Consider the following 20,923-nt stretch of genomic DNA (forward strand, 5'->3'; position numbering starts at 1 on the left):
GGACGCGCCCGCCGCCGCGCAGGTCGCCCAATTGGCCGCCGCGCTGGACAGCATTGCCGCCGCGGTCGAACAAGGCCTGCCCGTGCCCGCCGCCCCCATCGTGGCGCCATCGCCGGCGCTGCGAGACGTTGCCGCCGAAATCGAATCCCTGCGCGTCACGCTGGCCGGCCCCGATTTCACGGCAACGCCCGGCCGCCCCGCCGCCCCTTCCCCCCTTCATCAGGTCTGAATCATGTGTCTTGCCGTACTGGCCCTGCATACGCTGCCCGGCATCCCCGTGCTGATCGCCGCGAACCGCGACGAATTCCATGCGCGTCCCACCCTTCCCGCGGCGCAATGGCCCGACGCGCCGGCCCTCTACGCCGGGCGCGATGGTCAGGCGGGCGGCACCTGGATGGGCGCAACCGTTCAGGGGCGCTATGCCTTGGTCACCAACTTCCGCGAGCCCGGCCGGCACCTGGACAACGCCCCTTCGCGCGGCGCGCTGGTCGAGGACTTTCTGCGCGGCGACATGACGCCGCAGGCCTACCTTGAGACGGTGCACGCCATGGAACAGGCGTACAACGGCTTCAATCTGATCGTGGGCGACGCGCGGCAGGTGTGGTATCTGAGCAATCGCGACGGCGGGCCGCGCGCGTTGGAGCCCGGCATCTACGCCCTGTCCAACCATCTGCTGGACACGCCCTGGCCCAAACTGGCGCGCACGAAGGCGGCGTTCTCGGCCGTGCTGGAGCATCCGTCGCAGCCAGACCTGCCCGCGCTGTTTACCGCGCTTGGCGACCGCAGCCCGGCGGACGACGCCGACCTGCCGGCCACCGGCCTGCCCTTGGCGCGCGAACGCCTCTTGAGCAGCCCGTTCATCGTCAGCCCGGAATATGGCACGCGCAGTTCCAGCGTCATGGCGCTGCACGGCGACGGCGCCGGCGAACTGGAGGAACGGCGGTTCGCCCCGGACGGCTCGGTCAGCGGCGTCAGCCACCTGACGTTTTCCTGGCAGGCGGCCGGCGGCGGCGTGTGATGCGCGGCGCCTGATACAAACGGTTGATTTCCGAGGCGGACGGACGCGAACTCGCCTTGCGCGCGCACGTCGAATGGTTGCAAGCTACTGGCGCAGGCAGCCACAACGCGCTGCCACGCCGGTTTTTCTGCAGGAGAACTCCATGAACAAACGTTTTGAACGCTGCACGATCGCCGCCGCCATGACCCTGGGCACCATCGCTTTAGCGGGTGTCCTGTCCACCGCCCAAGCGGCCATGCCGCCCGTGCAGCACCAGGGATCTATCGAATATGTCAGCGGCGGCATCGGCATCGACGAATCCGAATCCATGAAAGCCGCGTCCAGCAGTTATCCGCTGGCGCTGACCTTTGCCGCGCAACGCGGCGGCAAGGCCGATTACGTCGCCGACGTGACCGTCGCGATCCGGGATGCGCAGGGCAAGGCCGTGCTGCAGACGACCGCGCAGGGTCCCTACATGCTGGTGAAGCTGCCGGCGGGCAACTACCGCATCTCGGCCACGTTTGATGGCAAGGCACAGGAGCGCGAGGTCACCGTGCAAGGCTCGGGCACCGCGCGCGCCATGTTCGAGTGGAAGTGATGGCACTGAGGCGCGGCTGATACGGCCGCGCCCCCTATCCTGTTCAAAGGCGCCGGACGCGTCAGACGCCCGCGAACAGGATCGCAATGACAAACCCCACGCCCGCCGTCCAGACCAGCGAGCGCAGCGCGCCCCAGTTGGCCAGGTACATCGCGAGATAGCCCAGCCGCGTGCCCTGCCAGCACGCCATCAACGTGGCGACGTGCGACGGGGACGCTTGGTTGTACAGCGCGAACAACACGGCGGCGTAGAAGAACGGCAACGCCTCAAACGTGTTGACCTGTGCGGCGTTGGCCCGCGCGCGCCACCCCTCCTGCCGGGCCAGCCAGGCCCGCGGATCGTTGTTGTCGAATTTCTTGCCGCCTGCCTTGGCGATGATCGTGGACACGAACGGCAGCAGCGCCGCCGCCAACATCAACCACGCGATTGTCTTCATTCCTGACTCCATTGCTGGCGGCTTGATGCCCGCCGGACGCGCGGGGCATGTGCCGCCGCTGCCGCATGGTCGCCTGAAAAGCGGGGGAAGGCAAAGGCGCGGTGGGCGGCTCCGGCGGCTCCGGCGGGACGGGCGGCACGATTGACTCCGGCAACTCCGGCGGCACGAGTGGCACCGCTGGCGTTGGTGTCAGCCGCATCAAACCCGCCGGCGTCAAAAGCGCCAAGGTTGTCGAAGACCGCGCTTACACTCGGTCCTTTGCGATTGCCGCCCGCCCGTCGATGCTGCCTGTCATGCCCTGGTTTGCCCTGTTCCTGGCCGCCGCCTTGCTATGGCCGCACACGCCGCTGGGCGCTTGCCCCGCTGGCGGTGACATGGGCGTGGGCATTGGCTGACGGATCGATCGACCTCGTTGCGCTCGCATGGCCCGCGCTGCTGCTGGTTGCCGCGGCGCTGGTGCGATCCGACGCCGGGCCGGCCGCGCGCATGGCCGGGCACGGACTCTTCGTGATCCTGGCCGTGCTGCTCTTTGCACATCTGCTGCCCGGGTTTCACAACCTGCGCGTGATTGATCCCGCCCCGCTCAGTCCGGACGCGATTCCCTTCAGCATGTACCTGAACCTGGATAAACCGCTCGTGGGATTCTGGGTGGTGCTGGTCTTGGCGCCGCCCATGACCGCAACCCATGCGCGCCTGACGGTGCAGTCGGCGATCCTCGCATGCGCAGCCGCGGTGGCGGCCTGCCTGGGATTCGCGCTGGCGCTGGGCGTGGTGGCGTGGGCGCCGAAGTGGCCGGCGTCAGGCTGGATCTGGCTGATCAACAACGCCTTGCTGGTGACCCTGGCGGAAGAGGCGCTGTTCCGAGGTTATGTGCAGCAACGTCTGGCGCGGTGGTGGCGCCATCGCGCGTGGGGCGCGTGGGCGGCGGTGGCCGTGGCGGCCGTGCTGTTCGGATTGGCCCATTACGCGGGCGGTTGGCAGTGGATGCTGCTCGCTGGCCTGGCGGGCGCGGCGTATGGCGCGGCCTATCATTACGGCGGTTTGGGCGCCGCCGTGCTGGCGCATCTGGGCTTGAACGCGGCGCACTTCGGATTGTTTACCTATCCGATGCGCGCCGCGTTCTGAAAGGCCGGCGCTTCAGGCCGCCAGCGCCGGATAGTCCGTATACCCTTCAGGACCCGAGGCGTAGAAGGTAGCCGGGTTCGGCGTATTCAGCGGGGCCTTGCGCGCCAGGCGCTCGGCCAGGTCGGGCGTGGCGATGTACGGCACGCCAAACGCCACGGCGTCGACCTTGCCGGCCGCGATGGCGGCCTCGGCGGTGTCGCGCGTGTAGCCTTCGTTGCCGATATAAACGCCGCCGAACTCGGCCTTGATCATCGGCGCCAGGCTGTCGGGCGCTTCGTGTTCGCGGGCGCAAATGAACGCGATGCCGCGCTTGCCCAGTTCGCGCGCCACGTAGCCGAACAGGCCCGGCAGATCCGAATCACCCATGTCGTGGGCATCGGCGCGCGGCGACAGATGCACGCCGACGCGGCCCGCGCCCCAGACTGCCACGCAGGCGTCCACCACTTCCAGCAGCAGGCGCGCGCGGTTTTCGATGGAACCGCCGTATTGGTCCGTGCGGTGGTTGGTGCTGTCCTGCAGGAACTGATCCAGCAGATAGCCGTTGGCGGCATGCACCTCAACGCCGTCAAAACCCGCCTCCTTCGCCATCTTCGCGCCGTGGCGGTAGGCGTCGACCACGCCGGGGATCTCTTCGGTTTCCAGCGCGCGTGGCGTCACGTATTCGCGCTTGGGGCGCACATGGCTGACGTGGCCCTTTGCGGCGATGGCGCTGGGCGCGACCGGCAGTTCGCCGTCCAGGAACATCGGGTCGGAAATGCGGCCCACGTGCCAGAGCTGCGCGACGATCAGGCTGCCCTTGCCGTGCACGGCGTCAACCACCTTGCGCCACCCCTTGACTTGCTCCGGCGACCACAGCCCCGGCGTGTCGGCGTAGCCCACGCCCTGCGGCGTGACCGCCGTGGCTTCCGTCAGGATCAGGCCGGCGCCCGAACGCTGGGTGTAATACTCGACCATCAGGTCGTTCGGCACGCGGCCGGCGCTGGCGCGTTGGCGCGTCAGCGGCGCCATCACGACGCGGTTGCGCAGGGTCAGGTCGCCGACTTTCAGCGGTTCAAACAGGGGGTTCATGCAAAATCCTTTCGTCCCGGCAATGGGGCGCTTGCGGGTATGGCAGACGGGCTACATATCCAGATTCAACTGCCGCAGAAACGCGGCAATCACGGGTTCATTGCGACGGAAAAAGACCCACTGCCCCACCTTGGTCGCCGAAATCAGGCCGGCGCGCTGCAACACGGCCAGATGCGACGAGACCGTCGACTGGGACAGACCGCAGCGATCATCGATGTGGCCCGCGCACACCCCGTGTTCGAAGGTGTGGCCCGGACGCTCCTCGAAATACGCATGCGGCGTCTTCAGCCAGGCCAGGATGTCGCGGCGAACCGGATTGGCCAGCGCCTTGAGGATGGCGTCGGCGTCGATCGGGGGTTGCGCGGCGTTCTGGTCGGAGGGTGAGGAAGTTGCGGTCATATTGGTATATCGCAATTTATCGAATCATATATCGGATTTATCCGATATATCGTTATGCCCCTGTTGCAATCAAGGATTTGGGGATTCCGGCCGGCGTTCCGGCGGCTGGCGCGCTGGTTTTAAGCTATCGGCCCAGTCGCGGGCAAGGTCGCGCTGAGCCTTCCAGTTGACCAGCGCCGTGATGGCCATGGCAATCACCGCGCCCAGCGCTGCCAGCGCCATGTCTTTCTGCGCGTCCCAGATATCGCCTTGCGTGCCCAGGTAGGCCGCGCCCAGGTCGCCGCCAAAGAACTCCGCGGCGCCCCACTCGATCAGTTCATAGAGCGCCGACGTCGACAGCGTCACGTCCATCGGCAAAAAGTACGCCCAGAAGCCGCGCACCTCGGCCACGCGCAGGAAGATCTCGCGGATCGGATAGGCCAGCAGCAGCCCGTACGAAAAGTGCACGACGCGGTCGAAATTATTGCGTTCCCATCCCAGCACGCTGTTCAGGCTGCGGCCGGTCAACGCGCGCCACCAGTCGTCATACGGCACGAGCGAATACGTGTAGTGCGCGCCCACTGTGTGCAAGCACAGGAACAAAAAGATCAGCGTGTATGACACCCGCGAAAACACGAACGCCCGCCGCGTGGCAAACAGCACGGCGCCCAGGCCCAGCACCAGCGCGTTCTCCAGCGCCCAGGCCGAGCGGTCGTGCGGATTGATGGCCAGCGCCACCCAGATGACGGCGAACACGCCGGCCAGCGTGGCCAGATAGCGGCGGCGCGCGTCGGCCATGATGCGTCCTAGTCGCCCTGTACCCGGCCGCGCAGCCGCTTGACCTCGCCATGCAGCACCTTGCGCTGCACGCGGCGGCGTTGCGACGAGCGCGTCGGCTTGGTGGGACGGCGCGGCTTGTCGACCTGAATGGCCGAGCGCACCATGCCCACCAGCCGTTCGATGGCCTCGGCACGGTTCTTTTCCTGGCTGCGGAAGGATTGCGATTTGATGACGATCACGCCCTCTTTCGAGATGCGATGATCGTTGACGGCGCACAACGCATCCTGCACCTCGGGCGGCAGGCGGGAAGCGCGCACATCGAAGCGCAGGTGGACGGCGCTGGACACCTTGTTGACGTTCTGCCCGCCCGCGCCCTGGGCGCGAATCATGGTGAAGGTCAGGTCGCGCTCGTCGATGAAAAGCGAATCTTGGACGTGAAACATAGGCGGGAAGTCTACAGGGCTGGCCGGCTTCCTGCACCCGGCGGTTGAAACCGCTGGATCCGGGGCTTGGCGCCATACAGCGGCCATGCGCCGCCCGGCGGCGGACCTGTCTTGCAGGGTCTTTCGGCGGATATCGGCCGCGCCAAGTAAAATAGTGCGCTTTTGCTCGAATTCCGTGGCGCCCTGCCGCCCGCATCTCCTATGACTTACTCCGCCAAAGAAATCTTCAAGACCCTGCAAGGCGAAGGCGCCCACGCAGGCCGCGCGGCGGTATTCTGCCGGTTTGCGGGCTGTAATCTGTGGACCGGCCGCGAAAGCGACCGTGCCAGCGCCGCCTGCACCTTCTGCGACACCGACTTCATCGGCACCGACGGCGACGGCGGCGGCAAGTTCGCCACGGCCGAATTGTTGGCCGACGCCATTACCGCAGCCTGGGGCCCCGACACCGGCAACCGCTACGTTGTCTTTACGGGCGGCGAGCCGCTGCTGCAACTGGACGCGCCGCTGCTCGACGCCATTCACGCCCGCGGCTTTACCGTCGCCATCGAAACCAACGGCACGATCAAACCGCCCGCTGGCATCGACTGGATCTGCGTCAGCCCCAAGGGCACGGCCCCGGTCGTGATCGAACGCGGCAATGAGCTCAAGCTGGTCTATCCGCAGCTCAACGCCCTGCCCGACGCATTCGCGCATCTGGATTTCGAGCATTTCTTCCTGCAACCCATGGACGGACCGGCGCGCGCAGCCAACACCGAGCAGGCCGTCCAATACTGCATGCAGCATCCGCAATGGCGGCTCAGCCTGCAAACCCACAAATACATAGGCATTCCATGATTTACCCCCACGCCTTGCGGAGCACGCGATGATTTCCGTGACCCGCAGGCTAGAGTTCGACGCCGGCCACCGCATCCCCGACCACCGCAGCCAGTGCCGCAATCTGCACGGCCACCGCTACGTGCTGGAAATCACCCTGACGGGTGACATCGTGCAAGCGCCCGGCGAGTCCGACAACGGCATGGTCATGGACTTCTCCGAGATCAAGCAGATCGCCAAGACGCACATCGTGGACGTCTGGGATCACGCGTTCCTCGTCTATGAAGGCGATGACGCCGTGCGCGGCTTTCTGGATACCCTGCCCGGCCACAAGACGGTCGTGCTGGATCGGATTCCCACCGCTGAAAACCTGGCCACCATCGTTTTCGAGACGCTGGCGCCGCAATACCACGGCCATTACGGCGCCGAACTGCGCCTGGCGCGCGTGCGGCTGTACGAAACGCCGAACTGCTGGGCCGACTGCAACGGTTGATCCCCGATAGCGTATGAAGGCGGGCCTCGTGCCCGCCTTCAGTTTTCCACCTACGGAAAACCGCACCGCCATCTTCCCAATTGAAAGAATCTATCGCGATAGTCGCCATTTTCAATCATTAGTAAGCTAATAGATAGGATACAATCGAATTCATGCTTACTCCATCCGACTCCCAGCTCATGGCCACCACCGCCAACCTGATGGTGCTGTCGCGCGCCTACCGCGGCGCCGCCGATAAAGCGCTCGCCGACTATGGTCTTTCCCAAGCGACTGCATGGCCCGTCATTCTGGCCGGCCGTCTTGGCGACGGAGTTCGCCAAGGCGCGCTGGCCGAAGCTTTGGGTGTGGAAGGCCCTTCCCTTGTGCGCGTGCTGGATCAACTGGTGGCCGCCGGCCTGATGGAACGGCGCGAAGACCCTCACGATCGCCGCGCACGCACCCTGCACCTGACCGAAGCCGGCCACGCGCTGCGCGCGCAGGTCGAAGACGTGCTGGTTGAACTGCGCCGCCGCATCTTTCACGACGTCAGCGAATCCGATCTGCAAGCCTGCCTGCGCGTGTTCGACGCCATGAAGGTGTCGCTGGGCCGCAGCGGCGCCGGTGCGCAAGAGGACGCCCGGCCATGAAGCTGCCCAACGTCCGCGAAACCATCTTCTCGCTCAAGAGCTACCTGAGCGCCATCATGGCGCTCTATCTGGCTTACAGCATTGGTTTGCCGCGTCCGTTCTGGGCCATGACCACCGCCTACGTCGTGGCACAGCCCTGGTCCGGCGCGGTGCGTTCCAAAGCGCTGTACCGTCTGGTCGGCACCTTCTTCGGGTCGGCGGCCACCGTTTACATGGTGCCGCGGCTGTCGAACTCGCCCGTCATCATGACCGGCGCGATGGTGCTGTGGGTGGGCGCCTGCCTGTACATGTCGGTGCTGGACCGCACGCCGCGGTCCTATCTGTTCATGCTGGCGGGGTACACCGCCGCGATGATCGGCTTTCCCAGCGTGACCGACCCTTCCCTTGTGTTCGACACGGCGCTGGCCCGCGTCGAGGAAATCAGCCTGGGCATCGTGTGCGCCACGCTCATTCACAGCATCGTGCTGCCGCGCGGCCTCGCGCCCGCGCTGACGCTGCAATTGGACAAAGCCGTGCGCGATGCGCGCAACTGGATGCACGACACGCTCAGCGGCAAGACGGCCGAACAGCGCGACAAGGACCGCCGCGAGCTGGCCAACGACATCACGCAATTGCGCCTCTTATCCACCCACGTTCCCTTCGACACCAGCAATCTGCGCTGGACCGCGGGCGCCGTGCGCGCCATGCAGGACCAGATCGCGGCACTGACGCCGGCCGTGTCCGCCGTCGAAGACCGCATGCGCGCCTTGCAGGCCAATGGCCAGACGCTGCCCGAACCCGTGCAGTCCCTGCTCGCCGATATCTCGGAATGGATCAACGCCGGCCCGCAGGCCTCGCACGAAACGGCCGTCCAGTTGCGCGCGGCCGTGACGCGGCTGACGCCTGGCATCGACAGCCGCTCCACGTGGCGCGACGCGCTGCTGGCCAGCCTGATGGCGCGCCTGCGCGAGCTGATCGACACCTATGACGAATGCCTGGCGCTGCGCCGCGACATCCGGGCCGGGCTGCAAGGCGCGCCGGTTCGCGCCCCGCGCACGACACGCGATCCGAACTCGGCGCTGCACCGCGACCACGGCATGGCGCTGCTGTCGGCGCTGGCCGCGGCGCTGGCGATTTCGGTCTGCTGCCTCTTCTGGATCGGCACGGCCTGGAGCAACGGCGCCACCGCCGCGCTGATGGCCGCGATCTTCAGCTGCTTCTTTGCGTCGCAGGACAATCCCGTGCCCGGGATCATGCAGTTCCTGACCTACACGGTGTATTCCATTCCGCTGTCGGCGCTGTATCTGCTGGGCATCATGCCGGCCATCCATTCGTTCGAGATGCTGGCGCTGTCCATGCTGCCGACCGCCTTCGTGCTGGGCGTGTTCATTGCCCGCCCGGCCAGCACCGGCAAGGCCATGGCCATGCTGTTCGGGTTCCTGGGCACCATGGCGCTGCAGGACACGAACACCGCCGACGTCGTGTCGTTCATCGATACGCAGGTCGCACAGTGCATGGGCGTGGCCACGGCCGCGATCATCGCCGCCATCTTCCGCACCGTCAGCGTCGACTGGAGCGCGCGCCGCATCCAGGCCGCCAACTGGAAAGAATTGGCGACGCTGGCCAGCTCGCCTCGCGCGCCGTCGCGTCACACGTACACCGCTCGCATGCTCGACCGCATCGGCCTCTTGCAACCGCGCCTGGCGCTGGCCAAGCGGCCCGATGATCTGGTGGCCGCCGACGCGCTGAAGGACCTGCGCGTGGGCCGCGACATCACCGAGCTGCAGCGGGCCCGCCGCCAACTGCCGATGGCCGAGCCCACGATCCAGCCGGTGCTGAACAGCCTGGCGCAGTTCTTCAAGATCCGTTCGTCCGGCCGCATGCAGGACAAGACGCCGGAATTCCTGGCGCAGATCGACCGCGCGCTGTGCAGCGTGGCCGCCACCCCGCAAGGCCCCCATGCGCGCGACCGCGCCGTGGTGGCGCTGGTCGGCATCCGCCGCGCCTTCTTTCCCGACGCGCCCGACTATCAACCCGCCCATCCGACCCTGGAGGGCCAAGCATCATGATTGGCGAATTCAATCTCTACGGCATTTATTTCCCCTGGCTGCTCGTGCTGGGCGTCGTCACCCTGGCCGTGGCCTGGGGCGTGCGCCGCGTGCTGGCGCGCGCCGGGCTGTACCGCCTGGTGTGGCACCCCGCGCTGTTTGATCTGGCGCTGTTCGTGGTGCTGCTGTACGGCGTCTCCCTCATTTCCCCATATTTTCTTCAGAGATAGGTATGAAACTCCCCAATGCCCTTCGCCCTGCTGCTATCGGCAAGTTCGCAGTGACGGCCGTCGTCGTCGCCGCCGCCGCTTACGCCGGCTGGCAGCTTTGGGATCACTATGAAGTCGAGCCCTGGACGCGCGATGGCCGCGTCAAGGCCTATGTGGTGCAGGTGGCGCCCGACGTCTCCGGCCTGGTGACCAGCGTGCCCGTGCACGACAACCAGGACGTGAAGGCCGGCGACCTGCTGTTCGAAATCGATCGCGCCCGCTTCCAGCTGGCGTTCGACCAGGCGCAGGCCTCGGTCCGTTCGCAGCAGGTCGCGCACGACCAGGCGCTGCGCGACGCCAAGCGCAACCGCTCGCTGGGCCAGCTTGTCGCGGCCGAAGCGGTGGAACAAAGCCAGACCAAGGTGCAGCAGACCGAAGCCGCGCTCGCGCAGGCGCAGGTGCAACTGAACACCGCGCGCCTGAATCTGGAACGCAGCCGCGTCGTGGCCGCCAGCGACGGCCGCATCACCAACCTGGACCTGCGCGCCGGTTCCTACGCCACCGCCGGCCACGGCGTGATGGCGCTGGTGGACGCCGGTTCGTTCTACGTCGAAGGCTACTTTGAAGAAACCAAGCTGCCCGGCATCCACGAAGGCGACCCCGTCACTGTGACGCTGATGGGCGAACCGCGCCACATCCGCGGCCATGTCGAAAGCATTGCCATGGGCATCGCGGACCGCGACCGCAGCACCGGCGCCAATCTGCTGCCCAACGTGAACCCGACCTTCAACTGGGTCCGTCTTGCGCAGCGCATCCCGGTGCGCGTGAAGATCGACGAGGTGCCCGAAGGCGTACGCCTCGTCGCCGGCCAGACCGCCACGGTGTCGGTGGACGACCGCCCGGCCCAGACCGCCGCCGCCGCGCCCCACGCGTCCTGACGCCAGCGCGCTCCGACCCACTTTCCGGAAATCCTCAAACCTTTATCGACGCCAAGCCGTACCTGCCATGAAAACCAGACTTCTCCTTCCGCTGACGCTGGCCCTCGCGCTGGCCGGATGCGCCTCCGTGGGCCCCGACTACAAGGTGCCGCCGGAGGCCGTCTCCCAGCGGCCGAGCGCGCAATCCTCCTTTGTGGAGGCGCAGGCCGGCGTGTATCGGCAAGAGGAAGTCCCCGGCCACTGGTGGCGCCTGTACAACGACCCCGTGCTGGACGGTCTGGTCGAAAAGGCCCTGGCCGCCAACACCGACCTGCGCGTGGCCAGCGCCAATCTGGAACGCGCGCAGGCCGCGGTGCAGGAAACGAAGGCGCAACAACAGCCGACGATCGGCGTCAATGCTTCGCCCACGTTCGGCCACGTTTCCGGCTTGCAGGAACTGCAACCCGGCATCGATCCGCCCAATCGCTGGTCGTACTCCACCGGCGCCAGCGTGTCGTATCAGCTGGACCTTTTCGGCCAGATCCGCCGCGCCGTGGAAGCCTCCACCGGCGACGCGCAGGCCGCCCAGGCCGCGTACGACGCCACCCGCGTCACGGTGGCGGCCGAGACCGCGCGCGCCTACGCCAACATGTGCGCGGCGGGCATGCAGCTTGCCTCGGCGCAGCATTCCGTGCAGGTGCAGAAGGAATCGGTCGACGCCGTCAGCCGCCTGCAACGCGCCGGGCGCGGCACCGCGCTGGACGTCACACGGGCGCGCAGCCAGCTCGAACAATTGCAGGCCAATCTGCCGCCGTTCCAGGCGCAGCAGCGCACCGCGCTGTACCGTCTGGCTGCGTTGACCGGCCAGACGCCGGGCCAGATTCCGCAAGCCCTGCTGCAATGCGCCAGCGCCCCCAAGCTGACCGAAACCATCCCCGTCGGCGACGGCGCCGAACTGCTGCGCCGCCGTCCCGACATCCGTCAGGCCGAACGGACGCTGGCCGCCTCCACCGCCCGCATCGGCGTGGCCACGGCCGATCTGTATCCGAAGATCACGCTGGGCCTGTCCGCCGCTTCGGGCGGCCCGGCCGCCATGTTCGGCGATCGCGGCACGTTCAGCTGGAGCGTGGGCCCGCTGATCTCGTGGACCGTTCCCAACACCGGCGCCGCGCAGGCCCGCATCGCCGGAGCCGAAGCCAACACCAAGGCCGCGGCCGCGCGTTTCGACGCGGCCGTGCTGAACGCCTTGCGCGAAACCGAAAGCGCGCTGGTTGTCTATGCCCGCCAGCTGGACCGCGACACCGCCCTGCGCGCGGCCCGCGACCAAAGCGCCGAAGCGGCCTCGCAGGCGCGCCGCCTGTTCCAGTACGGCAAGACGGATTACCTGACCGTACTGGACGCAGAGCGCACGCTGGCCAGCAATGAAAGCGCACTGGCCGCATCGCAGGCGGATTTGAGCAGCGACCAGATCGCGTTGTTCCTGGCATTGGGCGGTGGCTGGGAGAAGGAGCCGCCCAAAAATTGATTTCCATATTATGGGGATGACATTGATCTCCCCGAACCCGCACTCCTAGAATCGTCCCAAGCTAATAACTACATCAGACGATTCGAGAGCATCGGTCCGGTCACACCGGACACGATGCTCTAGGACGGGGACAATTCATAATATGGAACATTCCGCAAGCGCCGGCGACGCGCGCGTGCTGGACAGCATCACCAAGCTCACACCGCAGGATGCCGGGCGCGTCGTGATCGCCGGGTCGCATGGCGGGAGCTATGCCGCCTACTGCGCGGCGCGCGGTGGCGTGCTGGCCGTCGTCCTGAACGACGCCGGCGTGGGCTGGATGCGTGCCGGCATTGCAGGCCTGGACGACCTGCAACGGTGGGGCGTGCCCGCCGCCACCGCAAGCTATCAAAGCTGCCGCATCGGCGATGGCGCGGACATGGCGCGGCACGGCGTCATCAGCTTCGTGAACGCGCTGGCGCAAGACCTGGGCTGCAAAGCGGGTATGCCCGTGGCCGAGGCCGCCTCGCGGCTGGCGCGTGCGTCGCTGAATGCCCGTCCGCTCGCCGACGTCAAGGAATCCCGCACTGTATTCAAGACAGGCACGGACGGCGCTCCGCTGGTGATCGGCGCCGACTCCGTGTCGCTGGTCGACTCCCGCGACGACGGTCTCATCGCCATCACGGCCTCGCACGGGGAGCGTCTGGCGGGCCTGCAATCGGACGGTGTCCGCGCGTCCCCCCGCCTCGTCACGTTCAACGACGCGGGCATCGGCAAGGACAGCGCCGGCATCGGGCGCCTGCCTTTGCTTGACCAACGCGGCATTGCCGCCTTGACCGTGTCCGCGCAAACCGCCCGCATCGGCGACGCCCGTTCCTGCTACGAGGAAGGGACCATTTCCTCTGCCAACGCCCGCGCCCGAAACCTGGGCTGCCGCGTCGGCACGCCGCTCAAAACCTTCATCGACGCCCTGCTGAGCGGGCGCGACCCTTACTAGGAGCATCATGCGCATGTCCGAAAAACTGGAAATCACCGGCGGCGAAGCCATCGCCCGCATGTTCGCGGCGCACGACGTCGGTCTGATGTTCGGCATGGGCGGCTTTCAACTGCTGCCGTTCTATGACGCGGCGCGCCGCCTGAAGCTGAATCACAACCTGATCAACGACGAGCGCTGCGCAGTATTTGCGGCCGATGCCTACACCAAGGTCAGCGGCCGTCCCGGCGTGTGCGACGCGACGCTGGGTCCGGGCGCGACCAATCTGGTGACCGGCCTGGCCGAAGCATTCAACGCCGGCACGGCGCTGGTGGCGCTGGTCGGCGACGCGCACCGGATGCACGCGTGGAAGAACATGACGCAGGAAGCCCGGCAACTGGAAGTGCTGCGGCCGGTCGTGAAAGACGTGCTGCGCGTGGAGATGGTCGAGCGCATTCCCGAGCTGGTGCGGCGCGCGTTTGCCGTGGCCACCAGCGGGCGTCCGGGCCCCGTGGTGCTGGACGTGCCCGAAGACATCGCGCACGCCATCCATGCCTTTGACGCCGACGACTTTTATTCCAGCCCCAACTACCGGCGCTCGCCCGCCCTGCGCTGCCGGCCGTCGGCCGAGGACGTGGCGCAAGCGGCCAGCATGCTGGCCGGCGCCGCCCGCCCGCTGATGCTGTGCGGCGGCGGCGTACACATCAGCGATGCCGCCGAGACCGTGCAGGCTTTCGCGCGCAAGTTCGGCATCCCCGTCGCCCACACCATGAGCGGCAAGGGCGCGATCGCCTGCAACGATCCGCTGAACGCGGGCCTGTTCACCCGCTACAGCCGCATTGCCAACGACCTGATCGCCAAGTCGGACTGCCTGTTTGTCGTCGGTTGCAAGCTGGGCGAGGTGGCGACGCGCCGCTACGACCTGCTGGCCGCGGGCGCGCCGATCATCCATCTGGACATCGTGGCCGAGGAATTCGACCGCACCACCACGCCCGCCCTGCGGCTGTGGGGCGACGTGCGCGCCACGCTGGAAGACCTGGACGCGCGCCTGGCCGCCCACGGCGCGCACGCGCGCCAGGACTACGTGGACGAGGTCGGCCAGGCCATGCACGCGTGGCGCGAATCCGTGAACGCCAAGCTGACGTCGGCCGACCGGCCCGTCGGCATGGCGCGGCTGCTGCACGAGATCAACGCCTCGCTGCCGGATGACGGCATCCTGGTCGCGGACGGCGGCTTCGCGGCCCACTGGGGCGGCCTGCTGTTCGATACCAAGCGCGCAGGCCGCGGCTTCGTGCCGGATCGCGGCTTTGCCTCCATTGGCTACGGCATCCCCGGCGCGATCGGCGCGGCCGCGGCGGCGCCGGGACGCCAGGTGGTCAGCCTGACGGGTGACGGCGGTTGCAACATGTCGCTCGGCGAACTGGAAACCGCAGTGCGCATGAAGCTGGCCTTTACGCTCGTGGTGGTCAACAACGCGGCCTCGGGGTACATCAAGGCGCTGCAGCACCTGATGTACGGCGCGGGCAGCTACCAGTCTTCGGACCTGGTCGACACCAATTACGCCAATGTGGCGCGCGCGCTGGGCTGCAATGGCATCCGCGTGGAAGACCCCGCAGAGCTGCCCGCCGCGCTGGCAGAGGCATATGCCTGCAAGGACCGTCCCACCATCCTGGACGTGGTGGTCACGCGCGACCCCGCGCACATGCTGCCGGGCGTGGACAGCCGGGCCGCCAAGATCAAGCCGGGCGACCGCATCGCCTGACGGCGGCGCGCAACACCCGGTTCAAGACACAACAAAATCAAGCAAGGAGACAACCCATCATGAAGCGCAGAACCTGGATCAAGCTGGCGGCCGCCGCTGCAACGCTGTCGCTGGCGGGCGCCGCCGCGGCGCAGGCCACCTACCCCGACCGCCCCATCCGCCTGATCGTGCCCTTCCCGCCCGGCGGCACGTCCGACGTGGTCGGCCGCATCTTTGCCGAGGCGCTGGCCAAGCAGATCGGCCAGCCGGTCGTGGTGGAAAACCGGGGCGGCGCAGGCGGCACCGTCGGCAGCCGCGCCGTGGCCTCGGCCGCGCCGGACGGTTATACGCTTCTGCTGGGCACGTCCAGCACCAACGGCACCAACCCCGCCGTGTACAAGAACCTGCCCTACGACGCGGTGAAGGACTTCACGCCGGTCACGCAGATCATCCGCGTGCCGGGCGTGATCGTGGTGAACAAGAACTTTCCGGCCAAGGACTATGCCTCGTTCACCGCCTTGATCAAGGGCGCGCCCGGCAAGTATTCCTATGCCTCGTCGGGCAATGGCGGCGCCACGCACATGGCGATGGAGTACTACAAGTCGCTGTCCGGGCTGGACATGATGCACGTGCCGTATCGCGGCACCGGCCCCGCGCTCAATGACGTGATCGCCGGCCAGGTGCCCATCCTGTGGGATACGGCCGCGTCGTCGATGGCGCACATCCAGTCGGGCAGCCTGCGCCCGATCGTGGTGGCCGCCAAATCGCGCCTGCCGCAATTGCCCGACGTGCCCACCTTTGCTGAAGTCGGCCTGCCGGACTACGACGCGGAAATGTGGAACGGGCTGCTGGCCCCCGCCGGCCTGCCGAAGGACGTGCTGGCCAAGCTCAACGACGCGTCCCGCAAGGCGCTGGCGGACAAGGACGTGCAGGCCAAGTACGCGGGTGTTGGCGCGTACGTGGTCGCCGACAAGCCCGAGGCCTTTGCCGCGATGATCCAGGACGACGTGGCCAAGTGGAAGAAGGTGGCCGACTTCGCCCACATCTCGGCGGAATGACATGGGCGAGCGGCTGAAGGACAAGGTGGCGCTGGTGTTTGGCGCGGGGTCGTCCGGGCCGGGCTGGGGCAACGGCAAGGCCGCGGCGGCGCTGTATGCGCGTGAAGGCGCGCGGGTCTTCGCGGTGGACGTCAGGGAGGACGCCGCGCGCGAAACCTGCGCCATCATCGAAGCCGAAGGCGGCTGTTGCCAGGCGTTGACCGCCGACGTGACGGACTCCGCGCAGATCCAGGCCGCGGTCGCCGCCGTGCTGGCGGCCGCCGGACGCATCGACGTGCTGCACAACAACGTGGGCATCACCGAAATGGGCGATCCCATCGAGGCCAGCGAGGAAAGCTGGCATCGCGTGCTGGACACCAACCTGACCGGCGTGTTCCTGACCTGCAAACATGTGCTGCCCACCATGCTGGCGCAGCGCTCGGGCAGCATCGTCAACATTTCGTCGCTGGCCTCGATCCAGGTCAATTCGTATCCGTATACCTCGTACTACGCGGCCAAGGCGGGGTTGAACCATCTGACGCGGTCGCTGGCGGTGCGTTATGCGCCGGACAATATCCGCGTGAACGCCGTGCTGCCCGGCGTCATCGACACGCCGTTGATCTACAAGCAGATTGCGGGGCAATTCGGCGATGTCGAGGAAATGCGGCGGCGGCGCAATGCCGCCAGTCCGATGGGGCGGATGGGGGATGCGTGGGATGTCGCGCATGCCGCGCTGTTCCTGGCGAGCGACGAGGCCAAGTACATCACGGGGGTGTGTCTGCCGGTGGATGGGGGCAAGGCCTGCGCGGGGCGCTGACGCGCGCGGGCGCGCGGCGTTTCGCCGAGGCGCCGGCTGCGCGGCGTTTCCTGACGGGCCGGGCGCGGAACTTCCGTTCGCCCGGCAGCGATCAGAAGCGCGGGGCCAGGTCCGCGGACAATTCCGAAGCCGCCCGCTGCAACGCAGCCACCACATCCGCGAGGCGCGCGCCGGACAGGCGCGAACGGATCGCCGCCACGCTCAGCGCCGCCACCACGTGCTGTTCACGGTCAAACACCGGCACGCCCACCCCCAGCATGTCGGGAATGATGCGGCCCGGGTTGAGCGCGTAGCCGTGCTTGCGCGCGGCGGCGATGTCTTCGCGCAGCATGTCGGTGGACGGCAGATCGGGCGCGGCGCTGGCGTCGTAGCGCGCCAGTACGCGGTCGATATCGTCGTTGGGCAGGAACGCCAGCAGCGCCAGGCTGCCCGCCCCCACGCCCAGCGGGCGGCGATGGCCGACTTCCAGCGTCAGGATCTTGATGGGAAAGTCGCCCGTCTTGCGGTCCACGCAAACCGCTTCGTGCCCCGACCGCACCGACAGGAAGCTGGTGTCGCCCGTGGACTGCGCAAGCCGGAGCACGGCGGATTCGGCGATGGCCTTGATGCCGTGCCGGCTTTCGGCGGCCAGCCCCAGGATGTAGGACTCGCGGCCCAGGCTGTAGGTCTTGAGCCGCGGATTGAGCGACAGGAAGCCTTCCTGCAGCAAGGCCGACAGCATGCGGTGCGCGGTGGGCGGCGTCAGACCGACGTCACGCACGACGTCGGTCAGACCAACGCCGCGCGCGGGCGCTGCGCCGACGTATTTAAGGATGCGCAGCACGCGGAAGATGCTTTGCGCGCCGCCGACGGCATCGGCCGCGCGTTGTTGCGCGGGCGCGGAGGTTTTCGCGCCAGTCGTGGCAGATGCCGCCATCAATGCACCGTCGTCCCGTCCGGCGGCGTCTGGTTCAGTCCCAGCGCGGCCTCCCAGCTGCGCAGCGGCACGCAGGTCTGCAGGCGGACGATGGCGCGCTGGATCAGGGCGGGATGCAGTTCGTGGCCGACGTGGGTCGCGATATCGATGGTGGAGTCGCCGTGCAGTTCGGCCAGGCGGGCCTGCGCGGCCTGCGCCTGCGAAACGCTCATGACCGCGTCGTCGGCGCCGTGCAGGAGATGGATCGTGGTGTACAACGGCGCGTTCTTGGGCAGTTGCGCATAGCGGCCCGAGAACGCGATGACGCGGCCGGCCATGCCGTCGTGCGCCTGCACCAATTCCAGCGCCATGATGGCGCCCTGCGAAAAGCCGGCCAGCGCGGTGTCGGACTGCAGCAGGCCGAAACGCGCCTGCGCCTCGCGCACGTAGGTTTCCAGCTGCGGCATGGCCTGGGCCACGCGCTCGGCGCGGTTGTCTTCGGTGACGCCGCGCACGGAGAACCACTGCCGGCCCGCCCCGCCGCCGTCAAAGGCCTCGAAACCTTCGGGGATCAGCACGGCCGCCGTCGGAAAGGCCGCGCGCACCGCCTGGGCCAGGGGTTCCAGGCTGGCGGGCGATCCGCCCACGCCGTGCAGCAGGATGAAGAGCTGGCGCACGTCGACGCCGGGGTCGGGAAGAAATTCGATAGAACTGGAAGACGCCATGAAGCTGCTCCGTGCTGGCCTGGGACGGTGGGACTGCGCCCCGATTGCCGCATTGTAAAATGCGCCGCGCCTGGCATCGCACCGATGACGCCGGGCTTTTTTGCACGCCGCCCCGCGCTTGCCCGCGAGGACGGGCGCCCGCCGATGGCAATGTCCAGCGCCGGCGATGCCCGGCGGCGGCCACCACACGCCTTGTCATGCACACACCGAACATCGACTCGGGCGCCGCCGCGCCTGTCTGCAACACTAACGGCGACACCGCCGGCACCAATCAGCTGCACCGCGTGCTCAAGGCACGCCACCTCACGATGATAGCGCTGGGCGGGGCCATCGGCACCGGCCTGTTCGTCGCTTCCGGCGCGGCCATCGCGCAGGCGGGCCCCGGCGGCGCGCTGATGGTCTACCTGGTGATCGGTCTGATGGTGTACTTCATCATGACCAGCCTGGGCGAGCTTGCCACCTTCATGCCGGTGTCGGGCTCGTTCTGCACCTATGCGTCGCGCTACGTGGACCCGGGCTTCGGCTTTGCGCTGGGCTGGAACTTCTGGGTCAGCTGGGCCACGGTGGTGGCGGTGGACGTCGTGGCGGCGCAGCTCGTCATGGCGTACTGGCTGCCGGACACGCCAGGCTGGATATGGAGCGTGGCGTTTCTGGCACTGACCTTCGGGCTGAACGCTTTCTCGGCGCGCAGTTTTGGCGAAGCGGAATACTGGTTCGCCATCATCAAGGTGGTGGCGGTGCTGTGCTTCATCGTGGTGGGCGTGGCGATGCTGGCCGGCATCATCCACGGCGGCGGGCCGGTGGGTCTGGACAACTGGAAGGTGGGCGACGCGCCCTTCGTGGGCAACGCGGCGACGTGGGTCGGCGTGGCGATGGTGGTGGCCTACTCCTTTCAGGGCACCGAACTGGTGGGCGTGGCGGCCGGCGAGTCCGAAAACCCCCGGCGCAACGTGCCGCGCGCGATCAACAGCGTGTTCTGGCGCATCCTGCTGTTCTATGTGCTGGCCATCCTGATCATCGGCCTCTTGGTGCCCTACACCGATCCGCAATTGCTGCGCAATGAGGTCGAGGACATCGCGGTCAGCCCTTTCACGCTGGTGTTCGAGCACGCGGGCCTGCTGTCGGCGGCCACGGTGATGAACGCGGTGATCCTGACCTCGGTGCTGTCGGCCGGCAATTCGGGCATGTACGCGGCAACGCGGATGCTGTTCAACATGGCGGCCGAGGGCCAGGCGCCCGCCCTCTTCAAGCGCTTGAGCCCGCGCGGCGTGCCGCTGTATGCGCTGCTGGCCACGACGCTGCTGGCGTGCCTGTGCCTGTTCAGCGTCGTGTACAGCCCGAAGGCGGTGTACATCTGGCTGCTCAATTTTGCGGGCATGACGGAATTCATCGTGTGGCTGAGCATCGCGGTCAGCCATTACCGTTTCCGGCAGGGCTACGTGAAGCACGGTTACGACACGGCCGACCTGCCCTACAAGGCGGGACTCTTTCCATTCGGGCCGCTGCTGGCCTTCGTGCTGTGCCTGGTGGTCACGCTGGGACAGAACTATCAGGCTTTCCTTGAAGAACGCATCGACTGGATCGGCGTGGTGTCGACGTATCTGGCCATTCCGTTGTTCCTGGGACTGTGGATCGGCCACCGGCTGCTGCGCGGCTCGCGGTGGGTGAAGTACCAGGACATGCGGTTCTAGCACTTTTCGGGGACGCATTCGGGGACACATTCGGGGGCACTTTTCGATACGTCCGCCCGGCGCAAAGCCCGGTACAATACTGTACATTCATACAGGTATTGAGCACCGGGCGCTTTCGCCATGCAGTCCCCCGAACACATCCATCCCGCGTTGTGGCGCGCCACGCAGTTGGCCAAAGGCGCCGCACGCACCCTGCCAACCGGGCACGCGGCGCTGTCGGCCGAACTGCCGGATAACGGCTGGCCGCTTGGATCGCTCGTCGAACTGCTCACCCCCCATCCCGGCATCGGAGAAATCCGCCTGCTGCGTCCCGCGCTGGCCCAACTGGAAACCCGTCGTCCCATTGCCCTGGTGCAGCCGCCACACGTGCCGCACATCGCCAGCTGGATGAGCTGGCGGCTGGATCCCCGGCAACTGCTGTGGGTGGCGCCCGAAAAGCCGGTCGACGCGCTATGGGCCAGCGAACAGATCCTGAAAAACGCCAGTTGCGGCGCGCTGATCTGCTGGCTGCCCCACGTGCGCCCCGAATCCCTGCGCCGCCTGCATCTGGCCGCCCAGGCCAGCGACCTGCTGTTCATCGCCGTGCGCCCGTCCCGCGCCGCGCAGACCGCCACGCCCGCCGCCTTGCGG

24 protein-coding genes and 1 pseudogene are annotated in these 20,923 nt (G+C 67.4%); 18 read left to right on the forward strand and 7 right to left on the reverse strand.

Translation table 11 applies throughout. The annotated features are described in order from the left end of the window. From B3446_RS12265 to B3446_RS12275, 3 genes and pseudogenes are all read left to right on the forward strand, one after another. Nucleotides 1–229: pseudogene (locus tag B3446_RS12265) on the forward strand (FUSC family protein); the annotation flags it as partial. Nucleotides 230–232: 3 nt separating this feature from the next. Further along, the gene (locus B3446_RS12270; protein ID WP_291381329.1) at nt 233–1,018 is read left to right on the forward strand and encodes an NRDE family protein; all 786 of its coding nucleotides are present in this window, start codon (nt 233–235) and stop codon (nt 1,016–1,018) included. Between the two features lie 142 nt (nt 1,019–1,160). Next, a complete protein-coding gene (locus B3446_RS12275; protein ID WP_291381331.1) occupies nt 1,161–1,595 on the forward strand; it encodes a carboxypeptidase-like regulatory domain-containing protein in 435 nt (144 codons plus the stop codon). Nucleotides 1,596–1,656: 61 nt separating this feature from the next. Here the strand turns inward: B3446_RS12275 and B3446_RS12280 are convergent, their stop codons facing one another. Then, nucleotides 1,657–2,031, reverse strand: coding sequence for an MAPEG family protein (locus B3446_RS12280; protein ID WP_291381333.1), 375 nt, complete (start codon nt 2,029–2,031; stop codon nt 1,657–1,659). A 101-nt stretch (nt 2,032–2,132) separates the two neighbouring features. Between B3446_RS12280 and B3446_RS28585 the strand changes: the two genes are divergently transcribed. Both B3446_RS28585 and B3446_RS12285 read left to right on the forward strand, forming a co-directional pair. Continuing rightward, entirely contained in the window at nt 2,133–2,426 is a 294-nt protein-coding gene (locus tag B3446_RS28585) for a hypothetical protein (protein ID WP_409558306.1), read from the forward strand. After that, nucleotides 2,419–3,156, forward strand: coding sequence for a type II CAAX prenyl endopeptidase Rce1 family protein (locus B3446_RS12285; RefSeq protein ID WP_409558305.1), 738 nt, complete (start codon nt 2,419–2,421; stop codon nt 3,154–3,156). Before B3446_RS28585 ends, B3446_RS12285 begins: the two co-directional genes overlap by 8 nt. 12 nt (nt 3,157–3,168) lie before the next feature. Here B3446_RS12285 and B3446_RS12290 read toward each other — a convergent pair whose 3' ends face one another. The 4 genes from B3446_RS12290 to arfB all read right to left on the reverse strand — a co-directional run bounded on the left by B3446_RS12290 (nt 3,169) and on the right by arfB (nt 5,825). After that, nucleotides 3,169–4,224, reverse strand: coding sequence for an alkene reductase (locus B3446_RS12290; RefSeq protein WP_191579484.1), 1,056 nt, complete (start codon nt 4,222–4,224; stop codon nt 3,169–3,171). Between the two features lie 51 nt (nt 4,225–4,275). Then, nucleotides 4,276–4,623 carry an ArsR/SmtB family transcription factor gene (locus tag B3446_RS12295; RefSeq protein ID WP_291381335.1) on the reverse strand — a complete coding sequence of 116 codons (348 nt, stop codon included), beginning with the start codon at nt 4,621–4,623 and terminating at the stop codon, nt 4,276–4,278. A 69-nt stretch (nt 4,624–4,692) separates the two neighbouring features. Beyond that, on the reverse strand, nt 4,693–5,400 hold the full coding sequence (locus B3446_RS12300; RefSeq protein ID WP_291381337.1) for a DUF2238 domain-containing protein: 708 nt from the start codon (nt 5,398–5,400) through the stop codon (nt 4,693–4,695). Nucleotides 5,401–5,408: 8 nt separating this feature from the next. Next, a complete protein-coding gene (arfB, locus tag B3446_RS12305; protein ID WP_175121770.1) occupies nt 5,409–5,825 on the reverse strand; it encodes an alternative ribosome rescue aminoacyl-tRNA hydrolase ArfB in 417 nt (138 codons plus the stop codon). 201 nt (nt 5,826–6,026) lie between these two features. Here arfB and queE point away from each other — a divergent pair, with 201 nt between their 5' ends. The 11 genes from queE to B3446_RS12360 all read left to right on the forward strand — a co-directional run bounded on the left by queE (nt 6,027) and on the right by B3446_RS12360 (nt 16,982). Next, a complete protein-coding gene (queE, locus tag B3446_RS12310) occupies nt 6,027–6,659 on the forward strand; it encodes a 7-carboxy-7-deazaguanine synthase (protein ID WP_291381340.1) in 633 nt (210 codons plus the stop codon). Between the two features lie 28 nt (nt 6,660–6,687). Then, on the forward strand, nt 6,688–7,131 hold the full coding sequence (gene queD / locus B3446_RS12315) for a 6-carboxytetrahydropterin synthase QueD (RefSeq protein ID WP_291381342.1): 444 nt from the start codon (nt 6,688–6,690) through the stop codon (nt 7,129–7,131). Between the two features lie 152 nt (nt 7,132–7,283). Then, a complete protein-coding gene (locus B3446_RS12320) occupies nt 7,284–7,757 on the forward strand; it encodes a MarR family winged helix-turn-helix transcriptional regulator (RefSeq protein ID WP_175121773.1) in 474 nt (157 codons plus the stop codon). Continuing rightward, complete coding sequence (locus B3446_RS12325) at nt 7,754–9,805, forward strand: FUSC family protein (RefSeq protein ID WP_191579481.1); 2,052 nt, start codon at nt 7,754–7,756, stop codon at nt 9,803–9,805. Before B3446_RS12320 ends, B3446_RS12325 begins: the two co-directional genes overlap by 4 nt. After that, nucleotides 9,802–10,014, forward strand: coding sequence for a DUF1656 domain-containing protein (locus B3446_RS12330; protein WP_175121775.1), 213 nt, complete (start codon nt 9,802–9,804; stop codon nt 10,012–10,014). The genes B3446_RS12325 and B3446_RS12330 overlap by 4 nt, the downstream gene beginning before the upstream one ends. Nucleotides 10,015–10,016: 2 nt before the next feature. Further along, complete coding sequence (locus B3446_RS12335; protein ID WP_191579480.1) at nt 10,017–10,931, forward strand: HlyD family secretion protein; 915 nt, start codon at nt 10,017–10,019, stop codon at nt 10,929–10,931. Nucleotides 10,932–10,998: 67 nt separating this feature from the next. Next, nucleotides 10,999–12,435, forward strand: coding sequence for an efflux transporter outer membrane subunit (locus B3446_RS12340; protein WP_291381346.1), 1,437 nt, complete (start codon nt 10,999–11,001; stop codon nt 12,433–12,435). A 142-nt stretch (nt 12,436–12,577) separates the two neighbouring features. Further along, on the forward strand, nt 12,578–13,411 hold the full coding sequence (locus B3446_RS12345; protein WP_286898580.1) for a hypothetical protein: 834 nt from the start codon (nt 12,578–12,580) through the stop codon (nt 13,409–13,411). A 13-nt stretch (nt 13,412–13,424) separates the two neighbouring features. Beyond that, nucleotides 13,425–15,149 carry a thiamine pyrophosphate-binding protein gene (locus B3446_RS12350; RefSeq protein ID WP_291381349.1) on the forward strand — a complete coding sequence of 575 codons (1,725 nt, stop codon included), beginning with the start codon at nt 13,425–13,427 and terminating at the stop codon, nt 15,147–15,149. A gap of 59 nt (nt 15,150–15,208) precedes the next feature. Next, nucleotides 15,209–16,186, forward strand: coding sequence for a Bug family tripartite tricarboxylate transporter substrate binding protein (locus B3446_RS12355; protein ID WP_175121780.1), 978 nt, complete (start codon nt 15,209–15,211; stop codon nt 16,184–16,186). A 1-nt stretch (nt 16,187) separates the two neighbouring features. After that, nucleotides 16,188–16,982, forward strand: a complete 795-nt coding sequence (locus B3446_RS12360; protein ID WP_291381352.1) for an SDR family NAD(P)-dependent oxidoreductase — start codon at nt 16,188–16,190, stop codon at nt 16,980–16,982. Between the two features lie 91 nt (nt 16,983–17,073). On the opposite strand, the gene B3446_RS12365 is transcribed toward B3446_RS12360, so the two are convergent. Together B3446_RS12365 and ypfH are read right to left on the reverse strand one after the other, a co-directional pair. Next, the gene (locus tag B3446_RS12365) at nt 17,074–17,898 is read right to left on the reverse strand and encodes an IclR family transcriptional regulator (protein ID WP_291381354.1); all 825 of its coding nucleotides are present in this window, start codon (nt 17,896–17,898) and stop codon (nt 17,074–17,076) included. Next, nucleotides 17,898–18,602 (reverse strand): esterase, encoded by a 705-nt coding sequence (gene ypfH / locus B3446_RS12370; RefSeq protein ID WP_191579474.1) that lies wholly within the window; start codon nt 18,600–18,602, stop codon nt 17,898–17,900. Before ypfH ends, B3446_RS12365 begins: the two co-directional genes overlap by 1 nt. A 197-nt stretch (nt 18,603–18,799) precedes the next feature. On the opposite strand from ypfH, the gene B3446_RS12375 reads away from it, so the two are divergent. Both B3446_RS12375 and imuA read left to right on the forward strand, forming a co-directional pair. Next, entirely contained in the window at nt 18,800–20,293 is a 1,494-nt protein-coding gene (locus B3446_RS12375) for an amino acid permease (protein ID WP_291381356.1), read from the forward strand. Nucleotides 20,294–20,413: 120 nt separating this feature from the next. Continuing rightward, nucleotides 20,414–20,923 (forward strand): translesion DNA synthesis-associated protein ImuA (gene imuA / locus B3446_RS12380; protein ID WP_291381358.1); only part of this gene is annotated, 510 nt, incomplete at its 3' end.

This window comes from Achromobacter sp. UBA5777 (genome assembly GCF_002418565.1).
In the GTDB taxonomy this organism is placed as follows: Bacteria; Pseudomonadota; Gammaproteobacteria; order Burkholderiales; family Burkholderiaceae_B; genus Achromobacter; species Achromobacter animicus.

Excerpts from the sequence above, each read along its gene's own strand:
- ypfH (WP_191579474.1), bottom strand. The coding sequence starts at position 18,602 with ATGGCGTCTTCCAGTTCTATCGAATTTCTTCCCGACCCCGGCGTCGAC.
- B3446_RS12295 (WP_291381335.1), bottom strand. The coding sequence starts at position 4,623 with ATGACCGCAACTTCCTCACCCTCCGACCAGAACGCCGCGCAACCCCCG.
- arfB (WP_175121770.1), bottom strand. The coding sequence starts at position 5,825 with ATGTTTCACGTCCAAGATTCGCTTTTCATCGACGAGCGCGACCTGACC.
- B3446_RS12320 (WP_175121773.1), top strand. The coding sequence starts at position 7,284 with ATGCTTACTCCATCCGACTCCCAGCTCATGGCCACCACCGCCAACCTG.
- B3446_RS12360 (WP_291381352.1), top strand. The coding sequence starts at position 16,188 with ATGGGCGAGCGGCTGAAGGACAAGGTGGCGCTGGTGTTTGGCGCGGGG.
- queD (WP_291381342.1), top strand. The coding sequence starts at position 6,688 with ATGATTTCCGTGACCCGCAGGCTAGAGTTCGACGCCGGCCACCGCATC.
- B3446_RS12365 (WP_291381354.1), bottom strand. The coding sequence starts at position 17,898 with ATGGCGGCATCTGCCACGACTGGCGCGAAAACCTCCGCGCCCGCGCAA.
- B3446_RS12335 (WP_191579480.1), top strand. The coding sequence starts at position 10,017 with ATGAAACTCCCCAATGCCCTTCGCCCTGCTGCTATCGGCAAGTTCGCA.
- B3446_RS12280 (WP_291381333.1), bottom strand. The coding sequence starts at position 2,031 with ATGAAGACAATCGCGTGGTTGATGTTGGCGGCGGCGCTGCTGCCGTTC.
- B3446_RS12330 (WP_175121775.1), top strand. The coding sequence starts at position 9,802 with ATGATTGGCGAATTCAATCTCTACGGCATTTATTTCCCCTGGCTGCTC.
- B3446_RS12270 (WP_291381329.1), top strand. The coding sequence starts at position 233 with ATGTGTCTTGCCGTACTGGCCCTGCATACGCTGCCCGGCATCCCCGTG.
- B3446_RS12355 (WP_175121780.1), top strand. The coding sequence starts at position 15,209 with ATGAAGCGCAGAACCTGGATCAAGCTGGCGGCCGCCGCTGCAACGCTG.
- queE (WP_291381340.1), top strand. The coding sequence starts at position 6,027 with ATGACTTACTCCGCCAAAGAAATCTTCAAGACCCTGCAAGGCGAAGGC.
- B3446_RS12345 (WP_286898580.1), top strand. The coding sequence starts at position 12,578 with ATGGAACATTCCGCAAGCGCCGGCGACGCGCGCGTGCTGGACAGCATC.
- B3446_RS12275 (WP_291381331.1), top strand. The coding sequence starts at position 1,161 with ATGAACAAACGTTTTGAACGCTGCACGATCGCCGCCGCCATGACCCTG.
- B3446_RS12325 (WP_191579481.1), top strand. The coding sequence starts at position 7,754 with ATGAAGCTGCCCAACGTCCGCGAAACCATCTTCTCGCTCAAGAGCTAC.
- B3446_RS12340 (WP_291381346.1), top strand. The coding sequence starts at position 10,999 with ATGAAAACCAGACTTCTCCTTCCGCTGACGCTGGCCCTCGCGCTGGCC.
- B3446_RS12375 (WP_291381356.1), top strand. The coding sequence starts at position 18,800 with ATGCACACACCGAACATCGACTCGGGCGCCGCCGCGCCTGTCTGCAAC.
- B3446_RS12300 (WP_291381337.1), bottom strand. The coding sequence starts at position 5,400 with ATGGCCGACGCGCGCCGCCGCTATCTGGCCACGCTGGCCGGCGTGTTC.
- B3446_RS12350 (WP_291381349.1), top strand. The coding sequence starts at position 13,425 with ATGTCCGAAAAACTGGAAATCACCGGCGGCGAAGCCATCGCCCGCATG.
- B3446_RS12290 (WP_191579484.1), bottom strand. The coding sequence starts at position 4,224 with ATGAACCCCCTGTTTGAACCGCTGAAAGTCGGCGACCTGACCCTGCGC.